A 19,209-nucleotide genomic window follows, 5' to 3' on the forward strand; every position below is an offset into this window, starting at 1 on the left:
TATAGGTTAAGGCCTCACCGCCCAGGCGAGCCCATCGGGTACTCCACCTACTTCGAAATGGCCGGTAACTTCCAGGGTCTTGAGATCTACCACCGCGACATTATTGTCGGCCGAACAGGCGACAAATGCCCGCGAGCCATCCGGGTCCATCAGTATCCCTGCCGCGCCATGACCGATCTTCAGCCTTTTGACCTCCTTACGGGATGCGGCATCATAAATAGTGAGGTCGCCCGACCCCAGACTAGATATGAAGACCAGTTTACCATCCGGCGTAAATTTGAGCCGGTTGGCCCCATTAACTTTCGCATCTATTTTCGTGGCCAAATTTTTTGCGCGAAGGTCAACAATAGAAATCGTTCCATCCTCGCTCGCCGCCGTCCATAGCTCGTTGCCGTCAGGCGAAACGTCAAAGCCTTCCGAGCCCCTGGACACCGGAACAATGGTTTGGGTCCAATCCTCATGAGGCCTGGCCCCCGGAGGCGCCATCCTGCCGGGCTGGATCAGCGAATCGACGAGAATGCTGACAGTACCGGAAGATACATTTGTCGTATAGATGCGCTTCCCGTCCGGCGTGACATAAAGCATATGCGTCCGGTCTTGCCCCGTCCCCATGCTCCAGTCCAGCTTGCCCGTTGCCGGGTCATAACGGCCAACGCACTTGGAACCTTCCGCGGTGAACCAGGCCTTGCCATCCACAAAGGTCAGGCCATGGGGACCAAACAGCGGCTTTGTATCGATGTTGCGCAGCGGCTTTTGTGCAACCAGATCGATCTCGTCCAACTCATGCAGGCTGCCGCCGCCATAGATCGTGACATAAGCCTTCGTGCCATCCGAAGAGGCGATCACTTCATGCGGATCGGTACCAACCGGCACGGTGGCAATAACCTTCAAAGTCGCCGGATCGACGATCGCCAGGGTATGATTGGTCTTTGAAAGGGCGAGCAACGACCTGTGGGGGGTGGATTGAGCATCGGCTTCGGTTGGAAGGTGAGCCGATAGTAATAGGAGGACACTTCCAACGATGAGCCTAAACGGGCGGCATGTTACCTTTTTCATAGTCTAATTGTTTTATGGACCACCAATTTCGGACAAACCTATGATGTTTTCGGCGGACCGTCATTTTTTTGTACCTTTTCTAGTGGCGTACATTTATATAACCCCAAAAATACAGATCATGAAAAAACATCTAACGATTGTTGCCAGCGCGGCTATCTGGTGTTTTGCAGCCTGCACCAGCAAGCCGGAAGGCGGGCTCTCCGCCGCCGCGCAGAAGAATCTCGATGCCAACGATTCCGTCGCCAAATGCTTCGAGACAAAAAATTTCTCAAAGCTGGGTGACTATATTGCCACAGACGCCGTAGACCATTCCGGCGAACATGGTGATATCAAAGGGTTGGACAGCATGAAGGCAGCCTTTGAAAAAGAGATGGCGGGGGTAGATAATATGAAATCAGACCTCGTGAAGGCGCTGGCCGATTCCGACTATGTGATGGCCTGGTATCGGTTTTCCGGCACCTGGAAGAAAGCGGAGATGGGACATAAAGCGGGGGAACCCTTTGATTTCAAATCGCTTGAAGTGTCCAGGTTCAAGGACGGTAAAGCGGTCGAACACTGGGCGTTGATGGAGCCAAAAGATGTAATGCAAATGATGAGTGCTATGCAACCGCCGGCCGCGCCGATGGCGGACACTACAAAAAAGAAGAAGAAGTAAATGTGCGGGAATAGGGCTTTCGGTCAGGAGTCGAAATAGGGAATGTCGTCGCGTGACTCTTTCTCCTTTTGCTGCCAATAGGCAAGCGTAACCGTGTGCCCCCCGGGCGTCTTTAGCAGCCGGCCGAAGATGGCGTTGATGGAATTGAACGTTACATCCGTCACACCCACCGTAAAGGTTTCCGGGGGCGGCGGGGCGGCCGGGGCCGGTGCAGGGTTCTCGAGCGCAGCTGGGGCAGCAGGCGGCGGAGTGGCCGAAGTAGCCGGGGCTGGAGCCGCTTTGGGTGGCGGGCTTGGCACGACGACCACGGTATACCGGTTGTATTCGAGCAGCTTTCGCAGGAAATCCACCCGTGCGGGCGCCACATTCTTCTCTACAATGGCGCATTTGATGCCGTTGAGCTCTTCGAACAGGTGATTTTGGTTGATAGCCATATCGTTTAAAACCCTATGCTCAATGAATAAATATAGTCGTACACCCATCCCATCACACCCGTCACCAGGATACCGGCAACACAAAGTCCGAAAGCGATGTTCGGTAGCAGGGGGATCTTCAGCTTTCCGATGGGCTGCGGCTGACTGTCCATAAAGATAGCTTTTATCACCCGCAGGTAGTAATACAGCGCTATGACCATATTCAGCGCCGCAATGCCGATGAAAACATAGTTACCCCTGCCCGCACCCGCCATCAGCAAAAAGAATTTGCCAAAGAATCCGGCGGTAGGCGGGATGCCGGCCAGGGAGAACAGCGAAATGGCCATTACCCAGGACAGCAAGGGATTGGCGGCATACAGCCCTTTATAGTCATCGATATTTTCCCGCCCCGTCTGCGCACTGATGAGGGATACGACCCCGAAAGCGCCCAGATTGGAGAAGATGTAGATGAGGATAAAATAGATGACGGAGGCGTCCCCTGCCCGGGAGCTGCCGGTTATCCCGGCGAGGATGAACCCTGACTGGGTGATAGAAGAAAAGGCCAGCAATCGTTTCAGATTGTTCTGCCGCAGGGCGAACAGGTTACCCGTGAGCATGGTCAGCACCGACAGCAGGATCAGCATGCGGTTCCAGTTTCCTGCAAGTGGTCTGAAGACGGTGTACAGCGCCTGGATGAAGATAAAAAAAACCGCCCCCTTCGAGATAACGGACAAATAAGCGGTAACCGCCACCGGTGACCCCTCGTATACATCAGCCGTCCATAAATGAAAGGGGACCACAGATATCTTGAAAGCAAATCCTGACAGCAGGAGAATGAAGGCAAACAACTGGAATGCGCTGCCGTCGAGCCGCCGCGGGATAGCATCAAAACCCAGGCTTCCTGTAGCGCCATAGAGCAGGGAGATGCCGAACAACAGCAGGGCCGATGAAAATGCGGAGGAGATGATGAATTTCAGTGCCGCTTCCGAAGACTGCTTTTTCTCCAGATCGAACCCGGAAAGCGCGGTGAGCGGGATGGTCGACAATTCCAGGCCAAGATAGAACATCAGCAGGTTGCCCGAAGAGATCATAAAGAAAAAGCCCGTGAGAGTAGCCAACAACAACATATAAAATTCCAGCGCCTGCCGGTGTTCTTTCAGCCAGTCATAAGCCAAGAGCGAGACGATGAGCGTGCCCAGGTTGAGAATGTTCTTTTCCAGCACGATGAGCCTGCCGGTATGGAACATGCCGTTGAACAAAGTCGCATCCGGACAGGGGAAAAACCCCAGGACCAGATTTGCCAGCAGCAGGATATTCACCAGCCGGAGTATTGTCCCGGTGCGGTATTCCGAAGCGCCTACCTTGATAAACAAAAGAAGGAAGAGGATCAGCGTCACCATCAGTTCCTGCCGCAAGGGCACCATAATTCCAGTCCACATATTTGCTTGTTCATTTATTGATCAAATCGTTCAGCCAAAAAGGCGCCACACCGATGGCAAAGATCCCCGCTACCAGCAGGATACCGGCCAGTCGCTCATTCCAGGTCGCATCGGCAAGCCCGTTATAGTGCGGGTCCTTCACCGGGCCCATGATCACTTGCCCCGTGGCCCGCAGGATATACACCGCCGTGATGACTATCGAGGCGCAAGCCAGGATTGTCGCGAAGTGATACGCCCCGCCGGGATGCTGCCAGGAGCCCATGAAAACGGTGATCTCGGCCACAAAACCGCTGAGCCCGGGCAGGCCCAGCGAACACAAACCGGCGATGACGAATGTCGTTGCGATAAAGGGCATCATTTTCAACAGGCCGCCCAGTTTTTCGACCATCCGCGTATGGGTGCGATCGTAGATCATCCCGATGGTGGCGAAGAAAAGGGCCGTCATCAGGCCGTGGGAGACCATCTGCATGACGGCGCCGGTGATGGCCGTCCTTGTCCCCATGCCAATTCCCAGAAGGATAAAGCCGCAATGGCTGATGGAGGAATAAGCATTGATATATTTAAGATCGCGTTGCATCATCGTGGCAAAGGCGCCGTAGACGATGGCGATGGCCGCCAGTGTGATAATATAAGGGGAGTACTCTTCAGCTGCCAGTGGCGCCAGCATCAGGACAGTGCGCAGACAGCCATAGCCGCCCAGTTTCATCGAGATGCCCGCCAGGAACATCGAGGCGGCCGTGGGTGCGGAAGAGTGGCCGTCGGGTACCCAGGTGTGGAAGGGGAACAAGGCGGTGAAGATGCCAAACCCGGTAAACAGGAGGGGGAAGACGAGACGCTGTACAGCCGCCGCAGGATGGCTTTGGGCAAAGGCCATCATGTCGAAATGATGGCCGCCGGCAGCATAATATAAAATTACCAGCCCGAGGAAGACCAGGGCCGAGCCCGCCATGAGCATGAGGGCCAGCTTCATGGCGCTGTATTCCTTGCGTCCACTACCCCAGATGCCGATCAACAGGAATTTCGGGATCACCGACACCTCGAGAAAGAAAAAGAGGGTGAAGAGATCGAGAGAGATAAAAAAACCAAAAGCGCCCGCGCTGAGTATAAGAAGGAGGACGAAAAACTCCTTTCCCATAGGCGTAATCTTCCAGGATACGAGCACGGCGCCAACCATGACAAAGGCCGTGAGCAGGATCATGGCGACGGAGATGCCGTCGACGCCAACGTGGTAGTCGATGTTAAGGGCGGTGAACCATGTGTGCCGGTAGACAAAAAGCATGGGCGCGGTGTTGCCGGCTGCCCGTTCTTTCCAATAAAGGGCCAGCAGGACGAAAGAAAGTATCAGTTGCATCACAACACCGGCGAAGGACAGCAAGCGGACGGTATATTGTCCCCTGCACAAAAGCACGGCGATGGTCGTGAGCAATGGTAATATGACAAGCAATGATAGCGTCATGTGTATAGATAGATGAATAAAATGGCTAATCCTGCTATTCCCATAAAGAAGAACCAGGCATAATCCTGTACCTTCCCCGATTGTACGCCTTTTGTTGCCGCAGAGACGCCGGCCGTCGCCGATGCCAGCCCATTCATAAACCCATCTACGATATTTCTGTCGATCCACGCCGCGGGCCGGCCGATGAGGTTGAAAATGATCTTTTTGGTAATAAAGAGCCAAATCTCATCTATATAGAACTTATGATACGCGAAGGTGTAGAGGCCACGGAGGGCTTTTGCCGCCTTTTCAGGCCGGTTGCTTTCTTTCCCGTAAAGCCACGCGGCAATGCCGATGCCGAGGAGAGCGATAAAGACAGGAGGGATGACATTGAGCCCGAAGGCGGGTGCTTCACCCGGGCGGCCATCGGGAGTGATAAATCTGGAAAAAGGGATGAAGCCGGCAAAGGCCGCGCCGATGGCCAGAATGATCAAGGGAATCTTCATGCTGGCTGGTGCTTCGCCGTGATGAAGGCCTTCATGGGCAGGCGTCTTTCGCCAAAACACGGAGAAGTACAGGCGGAACATATAATAAGCCGTCAGCCCGGAGGTGACCAGGCCGATGGCATAGATGAATGGATTGTTCTCCCAGGCAACTGCCAGGATCTCTTCCTTGCTAAAGAAACCGGAGAAGGGTGGAATGCCGGCGATAGCCAGACAGGCGATGAGGAAACAGACGTGCGTGACAGGGAGAAGGCGGCGCAATCCACCCATATCTTTCATTTCGTTGCTATGGACGCGGTGGATGATCACTCCGGCGCAGAGAAAGAGCAACGCTTTGAAAAAGGCGTGGGTGAAGAGATGGAAGAGGGAGGCAGTGAAACCCGATGCGCCAAGCGCAAACATCATGTAGCCTATCTGTGACAATGTGGAGTAGGCCAGGATGCGTTTGATATCGGTTTGGGTACAGGCGATGACGGCCGGGACGAAGGCGGAGATGGCGCCGACCCATAGAATTATTTCCGCTACGTTGGGTGTCGCGGTATATAGTGGGTACAGCCGGGCCACGAGGTATACGCCAGCAACGACCATGGTCGCGGCATGGATCAGCGCAGACACAGGGGTCGGACCTTCCATGGCATCGGGCAGCCAGATATGCAGGGGAAAGAGAGCCGATTTCCCCGCGCCGCCAATGAAAACGAGGGTCAGGCCCCAGGACAGCGCCGAAATGCCGAGAAAGGAGCCTTTGTTCCCCGGCACAAGTAAGGCATCCGCGAGTGACTGGCCGCCGGGGCCAAGAATTTGTATCAGATTCCGGAGATCGAGGGTCTGAGCCTGAAAGGAAAGCACCAGGATACCGATGAGAAAACCCAGATCGGCAAAGCGCGTCACGATGAAGGCTTTTTTTGCAGCGGCAACCGCGGCCGGACGATCGTAGTAGAAACCGATGAGCAGGTAGGAAGAGCAGCCCACCAGCTCCCAGAAAATATATGTCTCTAATAAGTTGGCGGATAACACAAGTCCGAGCATGGAGAAGGTAAAGAGGCTTAGATAGGCATAGTAGGTTGCGTAACGCTCCTCGCCTTTCATATAGCCAAGCGAAAAGATATGGACCATCAGGGAAATGAGGCTGACGATGACAGCCATCATCACCGAGATAGGGTCTACCAGCAGATCCATGTCAATGGAGAAATCCGGGCCAAAGGATAGCCAATGGATATTCAATACTTTGGCTGAATGGTAGACCGAGTCCGGGCCCGCACCGGATATGAAATAATAATCATAGGCTACCGACAGGGCAATCACCGTACTCAGGAATACCAGGCCGGTCGCGAACAGGCCGGAAAAAGCCCTCAGATATCTTCTGCCGAACAACCCCAGGACAACAAAGCCCACCAGCGGCAGCAGGGGAACCAGGACAATAAGCAGGTAAGGAGCAACTGGCATATACAGGTTCAGAATTTCATTTCATCCGCAGCCTCCACGTCGATGGAATGGAGGTTCCGGTATAGGTTGATAATTATAGCGATGGCCACGGCCGCCTCGGCGGCGGCAATGGCAATGATAAACAAGGAAAAGAATACCCCCTCCAGCTTCTCCGGGTACAGGTATTTGTTAAAGGCGATGAAGTTGATGTTGACGCTGTTGAGGATCAGCTCCACCGCCATCAGCATCGTGATCATGTTGCGGCGGGTGAACAGGCCGTACATACCGATGAAGAAGAGCGCCGTGCTGACAAACAGGATATGAGAGAGCGGTATCTGGTTCATTTGTCGCCGGGTTTTGATTTCATGGCAATAACGATGCAGCCGATCATGGCGGCCAGCAGCAGGATGCTGATCACTTCGAAAGGCAGGACATATCCGTGTTCGGAAGTGCTGAGCAGTTGGTTTCCGATGGCGCTTATACTCATATCAGGAGCAAAGTCATAATCGCTTTCTTTGACGCGAAAGGAAGAATACCGGCTAAGCAACAGGCAGGTAAGGGCAAAACCTATGCAGGCGGCCAGGGCGGAGAAGACAGTCCGCCGCCGGAGGGGTGACGGCAGATCTTTCCCCGACTGCTGCGTGAGGAAGATGGAAAAGATGATCAGCACGACGATGCCGCCCACATAGACCACCACCTGCACCGCCGCAATAAATTGCATCCCCAGCCAGAAGTACAGTCCTGCGACGCCGGTGAGGGAGAACAGCAGCCAGATGGCCGTACGGAATATTTTCCTGGAGGTGACCGCGAGCAGGCCGGTCGCCAGGATAAAAGCGGAAAGTATATAAAATACGACTGCAGACGCGTTCATTATTCAACGCCCTCTCTGATTTTAGAACCCGGTTTATTTAAATTTTTTGTCAGTTGGCTGCGGTCATACACACTATGCTCAAAATTTTGCGCCATTTTGATGGCGTCCGTGGGACAGGCCTGAATACAGAGGTTGCACATCGTGCAGAGCTCCAGATGATAGATAAAGGTATCCAGCGCCTTCTTCTTTTTGCCATCCGGCGACGTTTCGATCTTGGTTATGATCTTGATGGTACCGTTGGGGCAGGCCAGTTCGCAGGCGGTGCAACCGGTGCAGGCATGCTCATTGTTCTCGTCATGCAGCATGACCACTTCCCCGCGAAACCGTTCGGGCAACTTCATTTCCGCCTTGTTGTCAGGATATTGCTGGGTAATGATCTCCTTCCGATGGGTAAAATAATAACCCGTCAGCTTCATCCCTTTCAGGAGAGAACGTGCACCGTGATAGATGTCTGACAGATATGTTCTTAAAAATGCCATCCTTTTATCGAAATGAGTGTCATTAATAATAGGTTGAACAGGCTCAGCGGCAACAGGTACTTCCATTCGAGACTGAGCAACTGGTCGATGCGGAGTCGCGGGAAGGTCCAGCGGAACCACATGATCACGAAAATGAGGAAGAAGGTCTTGCCTATGAACCAGAGGGAGGACGGGATATAATCCATCGCGTGATTGAAAGCCGTCCAATGCCCGATGTGCAGCGGCATCCAGCCACCCAGGAACAAGGTAGCGGCTATCGCGCAAACAATAAAGATGTTGACATATTCAGCCAGGAAGAATAAGGCGAATTTCATCCCGGAATACTCTGTGTGGAATCCCGCAGTGAGCTCTGACTCCGCCTCCGCAAGGTCGAAAGGTGCGCGGTTGGTCTCTGCCGTGACGGCGATGATGAAGATGACGAAGGAGATCATCGCGGGGATATGTCCTTTAAACAGCCACCACCCATCCTGCTGCGAATCGATGATATCCGAGATGCGCAGGCTGCCGGTGAGGGTGACGATGGAAATGATGGAGAGTCCCGCGGACAATTCGTAGCTGACTATCTGGGCGCCGCTGCGCATGGCGCCGAGCAGGGAGTATTTGTTGTTGCTGGCCCATCCGGCCATCAAAATTCCGATGACGGAAAGCGAGGATACGGCGGAGATATACAAAACCCCGATGTTGATGTCCCATATCTGGGTCCCTTTAGCAAAGGCCACAGGGACGAGGATCAGCATCGCAACAACGATTACCATGAACGGCGCCAGATTGAAGAGGAATTTGTCTGCGCCGTCAGGGGTCAGCCCCTCCTTCATCGCCAGTTTGAGGGTGTCCGCTACCGTCTGCAGGGCTCCGCCGGGGCCTACACGGTTAGGACCCAGCCTGATCTGCATATAGGCGGAGACCTTCCGCTCCATCAGCACGAGGACCAGCCCGAGCACGGCAAACAGCGTGATCGCGCACAATCCTACGATGAGGGATTCCAGCAAAAGCGCTGCTGTGGGGTTGAATGTCCCGTAGAGCCATACGTCGATGGAATGGGTGATATTTTCTATGCTAAGCATCGTTGTTTTTGTTTAACGATCGATATCCGGTATCACCAGATCGAGTGTTCCCATAATCGCTACCAGATCGCCGATCTTATGTCCCCGGGCCATATGGTCCAGCGCGGAGAGGTTGGAAAAGCCCGGCGAACGGAACTTGATCCGATAGGGTGTCGTCCCGCCTTCGCTGATGATATATACGCCGAATTCCCCCCTCGCCGTCTCCACCTTTGAATAGAACTCTCCTTTGGGCAATTTCAGCACCGCCTTTGTCTTTGCCAGGAATTCCCCACCGGGGATATTGTCGATCAGTTGCTCTATAATGGAGATGGACTGGCGCATTTCCCCCATCCGGACATTATACCGGGCAAAACAGTCGCCGCCTGTTTCCAACACTTCTTCAAATTGCACCTGAGAATATACCTCGTAGGGTACTGATTTCCGGATATCACAGCTCACTCCGCTGCCCCTGGCGGTAGGTCCGGTGCAGCCATAGGAAATAGCATCTTCAGAGGAGAGGTAGCCGATGCCTTCCATCCGGCGCTGGAAGATGATGTTGTCGGTGACCAGCTCGTCATATTCGTCGATCTTCGTTCGGAAAAAGGCCAGGAAGTCCTTTACTTTCCGCTGAAAGTCGGGGTGCAGATCGAATGCAACCCCGCCGGGGGCCATGTAATTCATCGTAAGTCTTGCCCCACAGGTCTCTTCCATAATATCGTTGATCGCCTCTCTCTCCCGGAAAGCATAGAAAAATGGCGTGAGGGCGCCTACATCCATGGCCATGGCGCCCCACCACAGCTGATGGGAAGCCAGCCGGGTCAGTTCGTCCATCAACACCCTGATCACTTTTGCCCTGGGCGGTACTTCTATCTGCATTCCCTTTTCCACGCACAGGGCGCAGCCATGATTATTAATGTGCGAAGAAAGATAGTCCATCCGGCTGGTGACGTAAATAAATTGACGATAGGAAAGACTTTCACACATTTTCTCGATGCTGCGATGGATATAACCAAGATGAGGTTCTACTTTTTTGATGGTCTCCCCGCTGAGGGTAACGACAAGGTGAAGCACGCCATGCGTCGATGGATGTTGCGGGCCCAGGTTGACCACCAGTTCCCCTTGTTCGGTCGTGCCTATTTCTTCGATCATTTTATAGTTTGATCATGTTCACCGGGTCTTCATAATCCTTGCGCAACGGCCACCCCTTCCATTCATCTGTCAGGAACAGCCTTCGCAGATCGGGATGGCCGGTGAATACCACCCCCATGAGGTCGTAGGCTTCGCGTTCGTGGAATTCTGCGGTGCGCCAGATGCCGGACACCGTAGCCACTTCGGGATGATCGTGATCGAGCTTTACTTTCACCACCAGCGTGTGCCGGTGCACGGTGGAAGTAAGATGATACACCACCGTGATATGCGTTTTCCAATCGACGGCCGTCACACAAAACAAGTAGTCAAAGTCGAGTTGCGGCGCCGATCGCACCTGCCGGGCAAACGAATCCCAACCATCCGGACCGGTAAGCACGGTAGTCCATTCACTTCCTTCTTCGAAGGAAGCCGATGGGAGAAGTTCGGTTACGCTTATTTTCAATTCTTCTTTCGTCATTAGTTTCCGCTTCTTATTTTCTCCTGTAAGGTGATGAGGGCGTGTAACAGCGCTTCCGGCCGGGGTGGACATCCCGCGACGTACACATCCACCGGGATCACATGGTCCGCACCTTTCACCACCGAATAGGTGTTATAGAAGAAGGGACCGCCGCTGGTAGCGCAGGCGCCCATCGCAATCACGTATTTGGGGTCCGCCATCTGGTCGTACAATCGCTTTAGCACGGGGGCCATCTTGTTGACGATGGTCCCGGCAATGATGATCACGTCGGCCTGTCTTGGCGTAGCCCTTGCTACTTCGAAACCAAATCGCGACCAGTCATACTTCGGGCCGGCGGTGGACATCATTTCGATGGCACAGCAACTGGTGCCGAACACCAGGGGCCAGAGCGAGTTCGATCGCGCCCAGTTGATCACTTCATCCAATTTGGTGACGAGTATACCACCCCCTGCGGTTGGATGCACTTCTCCCGGGAAAGGTTCATTTCCATTATTTTGTGACCTTACATCCATTTCAATGCTCCCTTTTTATGCGCATACAAAAATCCCATAAACAGGATGAACAGGAAGATCACGATCTCCACGAGTGCCGGCATCCCTATTCTTCGCACCGCAACGGCCCAGGGATACATAAAGACGAGTTCTACATCAAATATGAGGAAAATGAGTGCATACAGGTAATAGCCGATGCTAAACTGGTTCCAGGGAGTGCCCGAGGTCGGAATTCCGCACTCGTAGGCCTCCCCTTTTTGCCTGTTCTTTGTCCCTTTCACGAAGAACCGTGCAGCTGCGATGCCTCCGGCAGCAAAAGCGACACCGGCGAAAAAAAGAACGATTAACGATGAGCTTCCCATGGGTAAAGTATTTTTACACCCATAGCAATATAACGCTTTATTTTTGCTCCACCATGGATAAATTTACCCTGCTACAGGAAACAGTCACAAACAGGCGCAGCACGAAACCTGTCACATTCAACGGGAAAAAGATAGCTGATCAACAGATAAAACAACTGCTGGAATTAGCCAACTGGGCGCCCAGCCACGGTCTCACCGAACCCTGGCGCTTTGTAGTCTACAGCGATAGCGCCGTTCCAGCGTTCTGCCACCAGCATGCCGAACTATATAAGCAAAGCACCCCGCCGGAAAGGTTCAACTCCGCCAAATACGAAAAGCAGCAGCACAGTGGCGACATGGCCTCTCATCTCATTGCCGCATACATGCAACGCGGCGATAACCCTAGTATAACCGCGCTGGAAGAGATCTGCGCCACCGCCGCAGCCGTTGAAAATATCCTGTTGGGCGCCGAAGCCCTTGGCATAGCCGTCCTGTGGAGCACCGGTGGCGCCGTATTACAACCCGCATTGAAGGAATGGCTAGGCCTGGCGGAAAATGATGTTATCATCGGCCTGCTCTTTATGGGGTATACCGATGAACCGGCCAAACCCGGCAGGCGCGGGCCCGTGGAGGAGAAAACAAAATGGAATTGGTTTGCCGGCGACGGTCAGGACTAATTATTTTACTGCTTTGACTTATAGGCAATAGCCCGTTGCAGCAGACTTTTTTCCTTGAAGTTGGCCTCTACCTCGATGATGGCCTGCATCAGGTTGTTGCCGGTATCGATCATTTCCGTGATCGCAGAGTCGAACACCCGCCAAATGGGTTCTATCCGCGCTACCAGCTGTCGCCCTTTTTCCGTCAGCCGGATCATCCTTTTCCTTTCATCCGTTTTGTCCTTTTGCGACTGGATCAGCTTTTGTTTTTCCAGCTCTTTCAAGAGGCTGATCGTGGAGGGATGAGTATAACCGATCTCGGCGGCAAGCTCGACGACGCTCATCAGTGGCTTATGGTGAAGCGCATAGATGACGGGAAACCATTTCGGCTCGAAGTCAATGCCATATTCTTTATAGACGAGATGGCCATCCCTGCGAAACTGCTCGCTCAGCCGCATCAGCCTGGTGGCTATCGCCAGTACTCCTGAATCATCGATGACACTCATGGTTGTGCCAGTGAAGAATTATAAGATCTTATTTCCAAATGATAGAACACATCATCCACCGGCATCAAGGGGAATATAGTCGGAAGCGCCGTCTTTTCCACTCTTACGAATCCATTCCGCTCATAAAAACGATGCGCGGCCTTCATGCTGGTTATCGTTCCTAAATATAAATGTTCCAGCCCATTCTCCCGGCTATAGGTGACGAGGGTTTCGAGTAATCGTTGCGCCACGCCCCATTGTTTTCCCCTGAAAGGAGGTTTTACAAACATTTTCCGGATGACGCCGATCGGCGGATGGATGACGCCCCGGGAATCACCGGCCGGGACAGGTACCAGCAGGCCGATGGTGCCGGCCAGTTCTCCGTCGACAAAAGCGCCCCAGAAATGACCACCGGGCCGGAAATAAGCCGCTTCCAGGTCGGCCAGGTCAGGCTGGTCGGCGAGCGTGATCGGAACATGAAACTCGGTCTGCTGGATGGGCAATATCAATTCCGCCACCTCGTCGCGACGGGCATTTGATAAAGGCAGAATAGTAAGTTGCGGTTGCATAAGGCAAATATACGTAGAAATCTACGTAGTTGACTACATATTTTCTCGGAATTATGCAGTAATTTTCAAAAAAACTTCCGGGTCTGTCCAATTTGTCCCACCCTGTTTGATATTGACTTGTAATCAACATCAAATCACATTTAAACATTATCAAAATGGACGAGTACATCTTGATTTTCAGACACGAAGACGGCACCAAAGTAGCCTCCCCCGAACAGATACAGGTGTGGATGAAACAAACCATGGACTGGATAGGAGGCATCGCCGCCCAGAACAAGTTTTCCCATGGCAACGGCCTGCCCTTCGATGGCGCCAAAGTTGTGCACCACAAAGGTATTGTCACCAATGGCCCCTTTGGGGAAATAAAGGAGACCATCGGCGGGTACATCGTTGTAAAGGCGGAGTCAGTCGACGAAGCGGTGGAGTTTGCCAAGGGTTCCCCGGTATTGCAGGGGGATGGTAATACCGTGGAGGTACGAAAAATTATGAAAGGCGGCGATGGAGTCCACTAATACAACTCAAGGCAATGCTGCTCAAAGCCTCCGCACGTCAGCGTCGGAGGCTTTGATCCCTCACTTATTCCGGATGGAATTTACAAAGATCGCTGCAGTGCTTTGCAAACTGTTCGGCATCGATCATATCGAAGTCGCGGAGGATATCGCAGGGGAGACCTTCCTGGCTGCCCTGGAGACATGGCCTTATAAAGGAGTTCCGCCGAACCCAACAGCCTGGCTGTATGCCATCGCCAAGAACAAGACAAAAAACTATCTCCATCGTAACCAGATCTATACCGGGAAGGTGATGCCCCGGCTGAAACAGGAATCCAACGAACAATCGCTGACCGGCGAGCCGGTGGAGCCGGAGATCGACCTGTCCGAAAAGAATATCACCGACAGCCAGCTGCAGATGCTGTTTGCCGTCTGCCACCCTACACTTCCCACGGAAGCGCAGATCTGTCTGGCGCTTCGTATCCTTTGCGGCTTTGGCATCGACGAAATTGCCAACGCCTTTCTCAGTAATAAAGAGACCATCAACAAACGGCTTTTCAGGGCCAAAGAAAAACTGCGGTCAGAGCGAAAGCCCATCGGGTTTCCCCCCGCGGCGGAGATCGGCCAGCGCCTGGAAACCGTCCTGCTCACCTTATACCTGTTGTATAACGAAGGATATTATTCCGAAAGCCAGGATGCTGTCCTGAGGGAAGACCTGTGCCAGGAAGCCATGCGGCTAACGTATCAGCTGATCCAAAACGAATCCACCAATCGCCCGGAAGTAAACGCCTTGTTCTCCCTGATGTGTTTTCATGCCTCCCGTTTCCCGGCCAGGAAGGACGAAAACGGGGAGATCGTCCTTTACGCCGACCAGGATGAAGCCCTCTGGGATCAAACCCTTATCGCCAAAGGCGCTTATCACCTGCACCAGGCATCCCAAGGGAATACCTTGTCAAAATACCATCTGGAAGCCAGCATTGCCTGGTGGCATACGATAAAGACCGATAGCAAGGAAAAATGGGAGAACATTCTGCAACTGTACAACCGGCTTTTGCAAATAGCCTACTCCCCCATCGCGGCCCTGAACCGGACCTACGCCCTGTCAAAAGCCAACGGGAAACAGGAAGCCATAGTCGCTGCGGAACAGCTGAAACTCACCGACAACCCTTATTACTATACTCTCCTGGGCGAACTATACAGGGACATCGATAAAGGTAAAGTCCTGTCCCATCTGAAAACGGCCCTTACCCTGGCAAGGACGAAAACGGACAGGAAGCTGATACAAAGGAAGCTGGATTCGCTTGAAAAATAGCTACATTTAGGTCCATTTTTGAGGCAGTTCGTTATGAACAAACCATTTCCCAACTCCTCCCGCAGTATGATCGAGACCATCCTCGTGGTCTTACTGTTGCTGGGCCTGACGCTCGCAGTGTATGATGTATTGAGGGTCTTCTTTGGCATCCTGACCTTTGCCCTTATCTTTTCCGTCTCGTTTGCCGGTGTCTTCGAATGGCTGGCGAAGCTGTTGGGCGGCCGCCGGGTGTTGGCGTCGATCATCTATACAATAGTACTCATCGCCATCATCGCCCTGCCCATTACCCTGATCATCTCCGCCCTGCGTCATCATGTAAAGGAAGCCATCGCCTGGATGAACGATATAAAGACCAACGGGCTGCCGCCCCTCCCGGCATGGATCACCCGGCTGCCGCTTGTCGGCGAGGACATCAGCACCTTCTGGCAGCAATTGCAAAGTAGTCCGCGGGAGACCATCGTCTCCCATGGTGAGCCGATCAGAGCAACCTTGCGGCATATCCTTACCAGCGGGGCGGGTATCGTCGGTACGGGTCTGCAATTCATTGCGGGCGTCATCATCTCCGCCTTTCTTCTTGTCTCGGGGGAAAAGATGCTGAGCCCGGTGAAAGCAGTGATGCAACACCTGCTGGGCAGGCGGGAAGGGCTCTCCCTGATACAAGCTACCACCGTGGCTATTAAAAGCGTATCCATCGGCGTGATGGGAACGGCCTTCATCGCCTCCATCATCTCCTGGCTCGGGCTCATCATCGCCGGCATCCACTACGCCATCCTGCTTTCGGCGCTTATCTTCTTCCTGGTATTGATCCAATTGGGCCCCCTGCTGGTATGGGTGCCGCTGGTGATCTGGACGGCCAGCCAGGGACATACCGGCATGACCGTATTCCTGATCATTTATGGCATTGCCCTGCTGATCATCGACGGCTTGCTAAAGCCGGTGCTCATCGCAAAAAGCGGCGGGAAACTGCCTTTCCTCGTCCTCTTTCTCGGAGTCGTCGGGGGATTGGCCGCATGGGGTTTCACCGGCATGTTCAAAGGCGCCATCATCCTATCGGTGTCCTATACCCTGTTCGATTCCTGGTTGGAAAAAAGAAACGACTCCGGGGTTATTCAACGCTGACCCGCAGGTTACTTTCCCTACAGCCCGCTATCGGTCATCACCGGCCAGTCGTCGGTACGGAAAGGCGCCAGCGGCAGCCCGTCCTTACCAAAGATGTTGCCGATGCCGGCATTGTCGAACTGATAGCGGACGGCAACGGGTTTTTTTACCGCCGGGGCGGAGACGATCATCCTGCTGCCTTCTATCTTCGCCTTCGCGGGATAGAAGACCTTGTCCTCTCCCGCGATGACCAGTTCTATTGGTTCTTTGCCTTTCAGCAGGAGTCCGTCCGGCGCATCGGTGATGGTGAGTATCGCCTTATCGCCCTTGATCTCCATGCTTTGATAGGTGGGATTTTTGAAGGTTATACCGCTGCGATGATAGGTTTCCGCCAGGGCCCAGCTGGCCAGCCGCAGCCCGACATCGTGTTTGTCCTTGGGATGAATATTTGCGGTGTCCGTAACCAGATCGCTGATGACAACCATTCCGGTATTCTCCAGGCGCATCGTACGGGCTTCCTCCTCGCGGACAACGGCGCCCTGGTCTTTTACCCCATAAGCGAAAGGCGCTATCTGCACATAATAAAAGGGTAGCGGCGCATTCCAGGCCCCGCGCCACGAAGCGATCATCGTCGAAAGCAGTTTCCCGTAGGTGTGCGGAGCCTCCGTATTGCTTTCACCCTGGTACCAGAGGGCGCCCGCGATGGCAAAAGGAGTCAGCGGTGCGATCATCGCGTTATAACAATAGCCGGGCGTATACGGCCATCCCTTGGCGGGCTTCTGTTTCTCCGCCGCGGCCTTCAGGACGGGGTCGCCATTCACCAGGCCAGCAGGCGTCCACACTTCGGCAGGCGTACCACCCCAGGCGGCCTCTATCAGCCCGATGGGAACGTTCAGCTCCCCGTTGAGTTTCTTAGCAAAGAAATAGGCCACCGCGCTAAACTGCTTCAATTCATTGGAATCACAAACCGTCCATTTCCCCGGGCAGTCGTCCTGCGGGTAGGCTGCCGTCGTCCTGGGCACATGAAAGAAGCGGATATTGGAGTTATAGCAGGAAGGCAGTTCGGCTTGTACATCGGGCAGCCCCCAGGACTCGGACATCTCCATGTTGGATTGACCGCTGCAGACCCAGACCTCCCCGATGAGAATATTTTCCAGCGTAAGGGTATTCTGGCCTTTTATAGTGATCGTATAAGGGCCACCTGCAGCGGGGGTTGCCAGCGACAGTTTCCAGTTGCCGTCCCGGGTACCCTTCACCGAATCTACCTTGCCGTCCCAGGAAGCGGTGATCATGATCTTTTCTTGCGGCTCGCACCAGCCCCAAAGGTTTACCTGCGACCGCTGCTGCAGGACCATATTGCTGGAAAGGACGTTTGGCAAGCGCACATCGGCGCGACAGAGAACAAAAGCGGATAGGGACAGGATCAGCAAACTAAGTTTTCTCATCGAATGAAATTTTTGACGGCCCTAAATTTATTACAAATGCGGCAAATTATTGCCAGTCAGCCTCGCTGAAGGTCGGGTCGAGCTCGTAGCGGGTATAGCGGATGAGGACCTTCTGGCCGTCCTGCTGGTCTGATTCGGTGAAGGGCAGCAGGAGCCCATCGACATTCCGAAGATCGCCATAGACACTCGTTCTTGTCTTGCCGGCCGATTTGACGCCATCCCCTATAAGCTGTCCATTGCCGTTGAGCATGAACACAAATTCCTCGCCGTCCAGCATAAAGGTAACGGAAGTGTTGTTGTTGGGCTGATGCTGCTGTTTCAAAGACTCCATCCGGCTGATGACCTCCCGGCGCAATCCCAGGACGCCAGTGCAGAAGCCTTCTTTTATTTCCCTCATCCTGTCGGGTGACATACTGGTTTTGTTGCCATTCACCGTTACCCAGCCGGTGGCGCCTTCTACCTGTTCGAGGGCTGCGAGCGTAGAACCTTTGTACAGCTCGAGCCGGTAGCGTTGCTGGTGCAGGTCTATTTTGTTGATGAAGGTGATGTTGTTGATGGAGCCTGTTACCCTGGCACGTTGAAGGTTATCCAGGCGGGAGCCCCCCTGAACCTGGTTGGCCTTGTACAACAGCGCTTTGATAGTGGGGGCGTCGGTACCCGCGGCGCTGGTGGAATTGTGGGCTCCGGCTGTGGAGGATTTGGCGGAAGACGGGTCGTCCAAAAAATAGATATTGCCGTCGACGGCAGCCATCACCGGTTTTTCGCCGGGGCGGCTAAAGAAGCTATGGGCCTGCGTGTGGCCATCGGCGTAGGTAAGCACCAGGACGCCATCTTTGATGGTGTAGTGACCGCTGCCGCTGTTGCTGCGGGTGCTGCCGCCGGCCACCACGCCACCCCCGACCTGAGTAGCGGACATCGCGTTGCGGGAAAAATTGCCATTCCCATCGAACGAGAGATCGGTGTTCGATGCGGTGCCTGCATAAGCGAGGCCGGTGCCCGCGCCACCCGAACTGTAGGCATAGTTGAAATGGTACATGCCCGGGGGGACGCTATTGGATTCCGGCAATTTTATCAGGTTATAGCCACCGCCGGTGAGCATATCACCTTGCAAGGTGTAGAAATCCTTTCCCCCTTTGGGATATTGCAGCACTACCTTATTGCCGCTGACCGTATAGTGGCCGGTAGTGGCTGTCTTCCAGTCCGGCTTGTGCAGATCGGAGTTGAACGTGCCGTCAGACCGGAACCAGATGACGTGATCGGTGCGGCCCATGCTGCCGGGACTGGCGCCAATGGTGACCTGCACCCCGGCAAAGACACCGTTGAGGCCGGATTGAGCGCAGGCTTGTTGCACCACGAAAAGAAGGAGCAGAAAGAAGGGGAGGATAGGTCGCATGGCTTTGAT

The 19,209-nt window shown here is 53.9% G+C and carries 22 protein-coding genes; 5 read left to right on the top strand and 17 right to left on the bottom strand.

From position 1 onward, the window contains the following. Positions 1–6: 6 nt before the first annotated feature. On the bottom strand, positions 7–1,056 hold the full coding sequence (locus IEY39_RS26685) for a YncE family protein (protein WP_188937401.1): 1,050 nt from the start codon (positions 1,054–1,056) through the stop codon (positions 7–9). Positions 1,057–1,174: 118 nt separating this feature from the next. Here IEY39_RS26685 and IEY39_RS26690 point away from each other — a divergent pair, with 118 nt between their 5' ends. Beyond that, positions 1,175–1,711, top strand: coding sequence for an ester cyclase (locus IEY39_RS26690; RefSeq protein WP_188937403.1), 537 nt, complete (start codon positions 1,175–1,177; stop codon positions 1,709–1,711). A 23-nt stretch (positions 1,712–1,734) separates the two neighbouring features. Here the strand turns inward: IEY39_RS26690 and IEY39_RS26695 are convergent, their stop codons facing one another. Genes IEY39_RS26695 through IEY39_RS26750 form a run of 12 tightly spaced genes read right to left on the bottom strand, consistent with a single transcriptional unit; the run spans position 1,735 to position 11,775 of the window. Further along, positions 1,735–2,145, bottom strand: coding sequence for a hypothetical protein (locus IEY39_RS26695; protein WP_188937404.1), 411 nt, complete (start codon positions 2,143–2,145; stop codon positions 1,735–1,737). Between the two features lie 5 nt (positions 2,146–2,150). Further along, positions 2,151–3,563: an NADH-quinone oxidoreductase subunit N gene (locus tag IEY39_RS26700; protein ID WP_229689108.1), complete on the bottom strand. Its 1,413-nt coding sequence runs from the start codon at positions 3,561–3,563 to the stop codon at positions 2,151–2,153. A gap of 10 nt (positions 3,564–3,573) precedes the next feature. Further along, positions 3,574–5,019, bottom strand: a complete 1,446-nt coding sequence (locus IEY39_RS26705) for a complex I subunit 4 family protein (RefSeq protein ID WP_188937406.1) — start codon at positions 5,017–5,019, stop codon at positions 3,574–3,576. After that, positions 5,016–6,944: an NADH-quinone oxidoreductase subunit L gene (gene nuoL / locus IEY39_RS26710; protein ID WP_188937407.1), complete on the bottom strand. Its 1,929-nt coding sequence runs from the start codon at positions 6,942–6,944 to the stop codon at positions 5,016–5,018. The genes IEY39_RS26705 and nuoL overlap by 4 nt, the downstream gene beginning before the upstream one ends. An 8-nt stretch (positions 6,945–6,952) precedes the next feature. Next, on the bottom strand, positions 6,953–7,267 hold the full coding sequence (nuoK, locus tag IEY39_RS26715; protein ID WP_188937408.1) for an NADH-quinone oxidoreductase subunit NuoK: 315 nt from the start codon (positions 7,265–7,267) through the stop codon (positions 6,953–6,955). Next, positions 7,264–7,794: an NADH-quinone oxidoreductase subunit J family protein gene (locus IEY39_RS26720; RefSeq protein ID WP_188937410.1), complete on the bottom strand. Its 531-nt coding sequence runs from the start codon at positions 7,792–7,794 to the stop codon at positions 7,264–7,266. Before IEY39_RS26720 ends, nuoK begins: the two co-directional genes overlap by 4 nt. Then, the gene (locus IEY39_RS26725; protein WP_188937411.1) at positions 7,794–8,273 is read right to left on the bottom strand and encodes a 4Fe-4S binding protein; all 480 of its coding nucleotides are present in this window, start codon (positions 8,271–8,273) and stop codon (positions 7,794–7,796) included. The genes IEY39_RS26720 and IEY39_RS26725 overlap by 1 nt, the downstream gene beginning before the upstream one ends. Continuing rightward, on the bottom strand, positions 8,261–9,337 hold the full coding sequence (nuoH, locus tag IEY39_RS26730) for an NADH-quinone oxidoreductase subunit NuoH (protein WP_188937413.1): 1,077 nt from the start codon (positions 9,335–9,337) through the stop codon (positions 8,261–8,263). The genes IEY39_RS26725 and nuoH overlap by 13 nt, the downstream gene beginning before the upstream one ends. 12 nt (positions 9,338–9,349) lie before the next feature. Next, entirely contained in the window at positions 9,350–10,465 is a 1,116-nt protein-coding gene (locus IEY39_RS26735) for an NADH-quinone oxidoreductase subunit D (protein WP_188937414.1), read from the bottom strand. A gap of 1 nt (position 10,466) precedes the next feature. Then, positions 10,467–10,922, bottom strand: a complete 456-nt coding sequence (locus IEY39_RS26740) for an NADH-quinone oxidoreductase subunit C (RefSeq protein WP_188937416.1) — start codon at positions 10,920–10,922, stop codon at positions 10,467–10,469. Next, complete coding sequence (locus IEY39_RS26745; protein ID WP_188937419.1) at positions 10,922–11,434, bottom strand: NADH-quinone oxidoreductase subunit B; 513 nt, start codon at positions 11,432–11,434, stop codon at positions 10,922–10,924. Before IEY39_RS26745 ends, IEY39_RS26740 begins: the two co-directional genes overlap by 1 nt. Beyond that, a complete protein-coding gene (locus IEY39_RS26750; RefSeq protein ID WP_188937421.1) occupies positions 11,425–11,775 on the bottom strand; it encodes an NADH-quinone oxidoreductase subunit A in 351 nt (116 codons plus the stop codon). Before IEY39_RS26750 ends, IEY39_RS26745 begins: the two co-directional genes overlap by 10 nt. 53 nt (positions 11,776–11,828) lie before the next feature. On the opposite strand from IEY39_RS26750, the gene IEY39_RS26755 reads away from it, so the two are divergent. Continuing rightward, positions 11,829–12,431 carry a nitroreductase family protein gene (locus tag IEY39_RS26755; RefSeq protein ID WP_188937422.1) on the top strand — a complete coding sequence of 201 codons (603 nt, stop codon included), beginning with the start codon at positions 11,829–11,831 and terminating at the stop codon, positions 12,429–12,431. 5 nt (positions 12,432–12,436) lie between these two features. On the opposite strand, the gene IEY39_RS26760 is transcribed toward IEY39_RS26755, so the two are convergent. Then, the gene (locus IEY39_RS26760) at positions 12,437–12,916 is read right to left on the bottom strand and encodes a MarR family winged helix-turn-helix transcriptional regulator (RefSeq protein WP_188937424.1); all 480 of its coding nucleotides are present in this window, start codon (positions 12,914–12,916) and stop codon (positions 12,437–12,439) included. Then, on the bottom strand, positions 12,913–13,464 hold the full coding sequence (locus tag IEY39_RS26765; RefSeq protein ID WP_188937425.1) for a GNAT family N-acetyltransferase: 552 nt from the start codon (positions 13,462–13,464) through the stop codon (positions 12,913–12,915). Before IEY39_RS26765 ends, IEY39_RS26760 begins: the two co-directional genes overlap by 4 nt. Before the next feature lie 155 nt (positions 13,465–13,619). Between IEY39_RS26765 and IEY39_RS26770 the strand changes: the two genes are divergently transcribed. From IEY39_RS26770 to IEY39_RS26780, 3 genes are read left to right on the top strand one after another with little or no spacing between them, the layout of a single operon-like run. Then, complete coding sequence (locus tag IEY39_RS26770; RefSeq protein ID WP_188937427.1) at positions 13,620–13,976, top strand: YciI family protein; 357 nt, start codon at positions 13,620–13,622, stop codon at positions 13,974–13,976. After that, complete coding sequence (locus tag IEY39_RS26775) at positions 13,963–15,264, top strand: RNA polymerase sigma factor (protein WP_188937428.1); 1,302 nt, start codon at positions 13,963–13,965, stop codon at positions 15,262–15,264. The genes IEY39_RS26770 and IEY39_RS26775 overlap by 14 nt, the downstream gene beginning before the upstream one ends. A gap of 33 nt (positions 15,265–15,297) precedes the next feature. Further along, positions 15,298–16,383, top strand: coding sequence for an AI-2E family transporter (locus IEY39_RS26780; protein ID WP_188937432.1), 1,086 nt, complete (start codon positions 15,298–15,300; stop codon positions 16,381–16,383). 17 nt (positions 16,384–16,400) lie between these two features. On the opposite strand, the gene IEY39_RS26785 is transcribed toward IEY39_RS26780, so the two are convergent. Both IEY39_RS26785 and IEY39_RS26790 read right to left on the bottom strand, forming a co-directional pair. Beyond that, positions 16,401–17,807 carry a sialate O-acetylesterase gene (locus IEY39_RS26785; RefSeq protein WP_188937433.1) on the bottom strand — a complete coding sequence of 469 codons (1,407 nt, stop codon included), beginning with the start codon at positions 17,805–17,807 and terminating at the stop codon, positions 16,401–16,403. Positions 17,808–17,853: 46 nt separating this feature from the next. Beyond that, positions 17,854–19,200, bottom strand: a complete 1,347-nt coding sequence (locus IEY39_RS26790; RefSeq protein ID WP_188937435.1) for a hypothetical protein — start codon at positions 19,198–19,200, stop codon at positions 17,854–17,856. Positions 19,201–19,209: the final 9 nt, after the last annotated feature.

Origin of the sequence: Puia dinghuensis, assembly GCF_014642875.1 — a bacterium.
Taxonomy (GTDB): Bacteria; Bacteroidota; Bacteroidia; order Chitinophagales; family Chitinophagaceae; genus Puia; species Puia dinghuensis.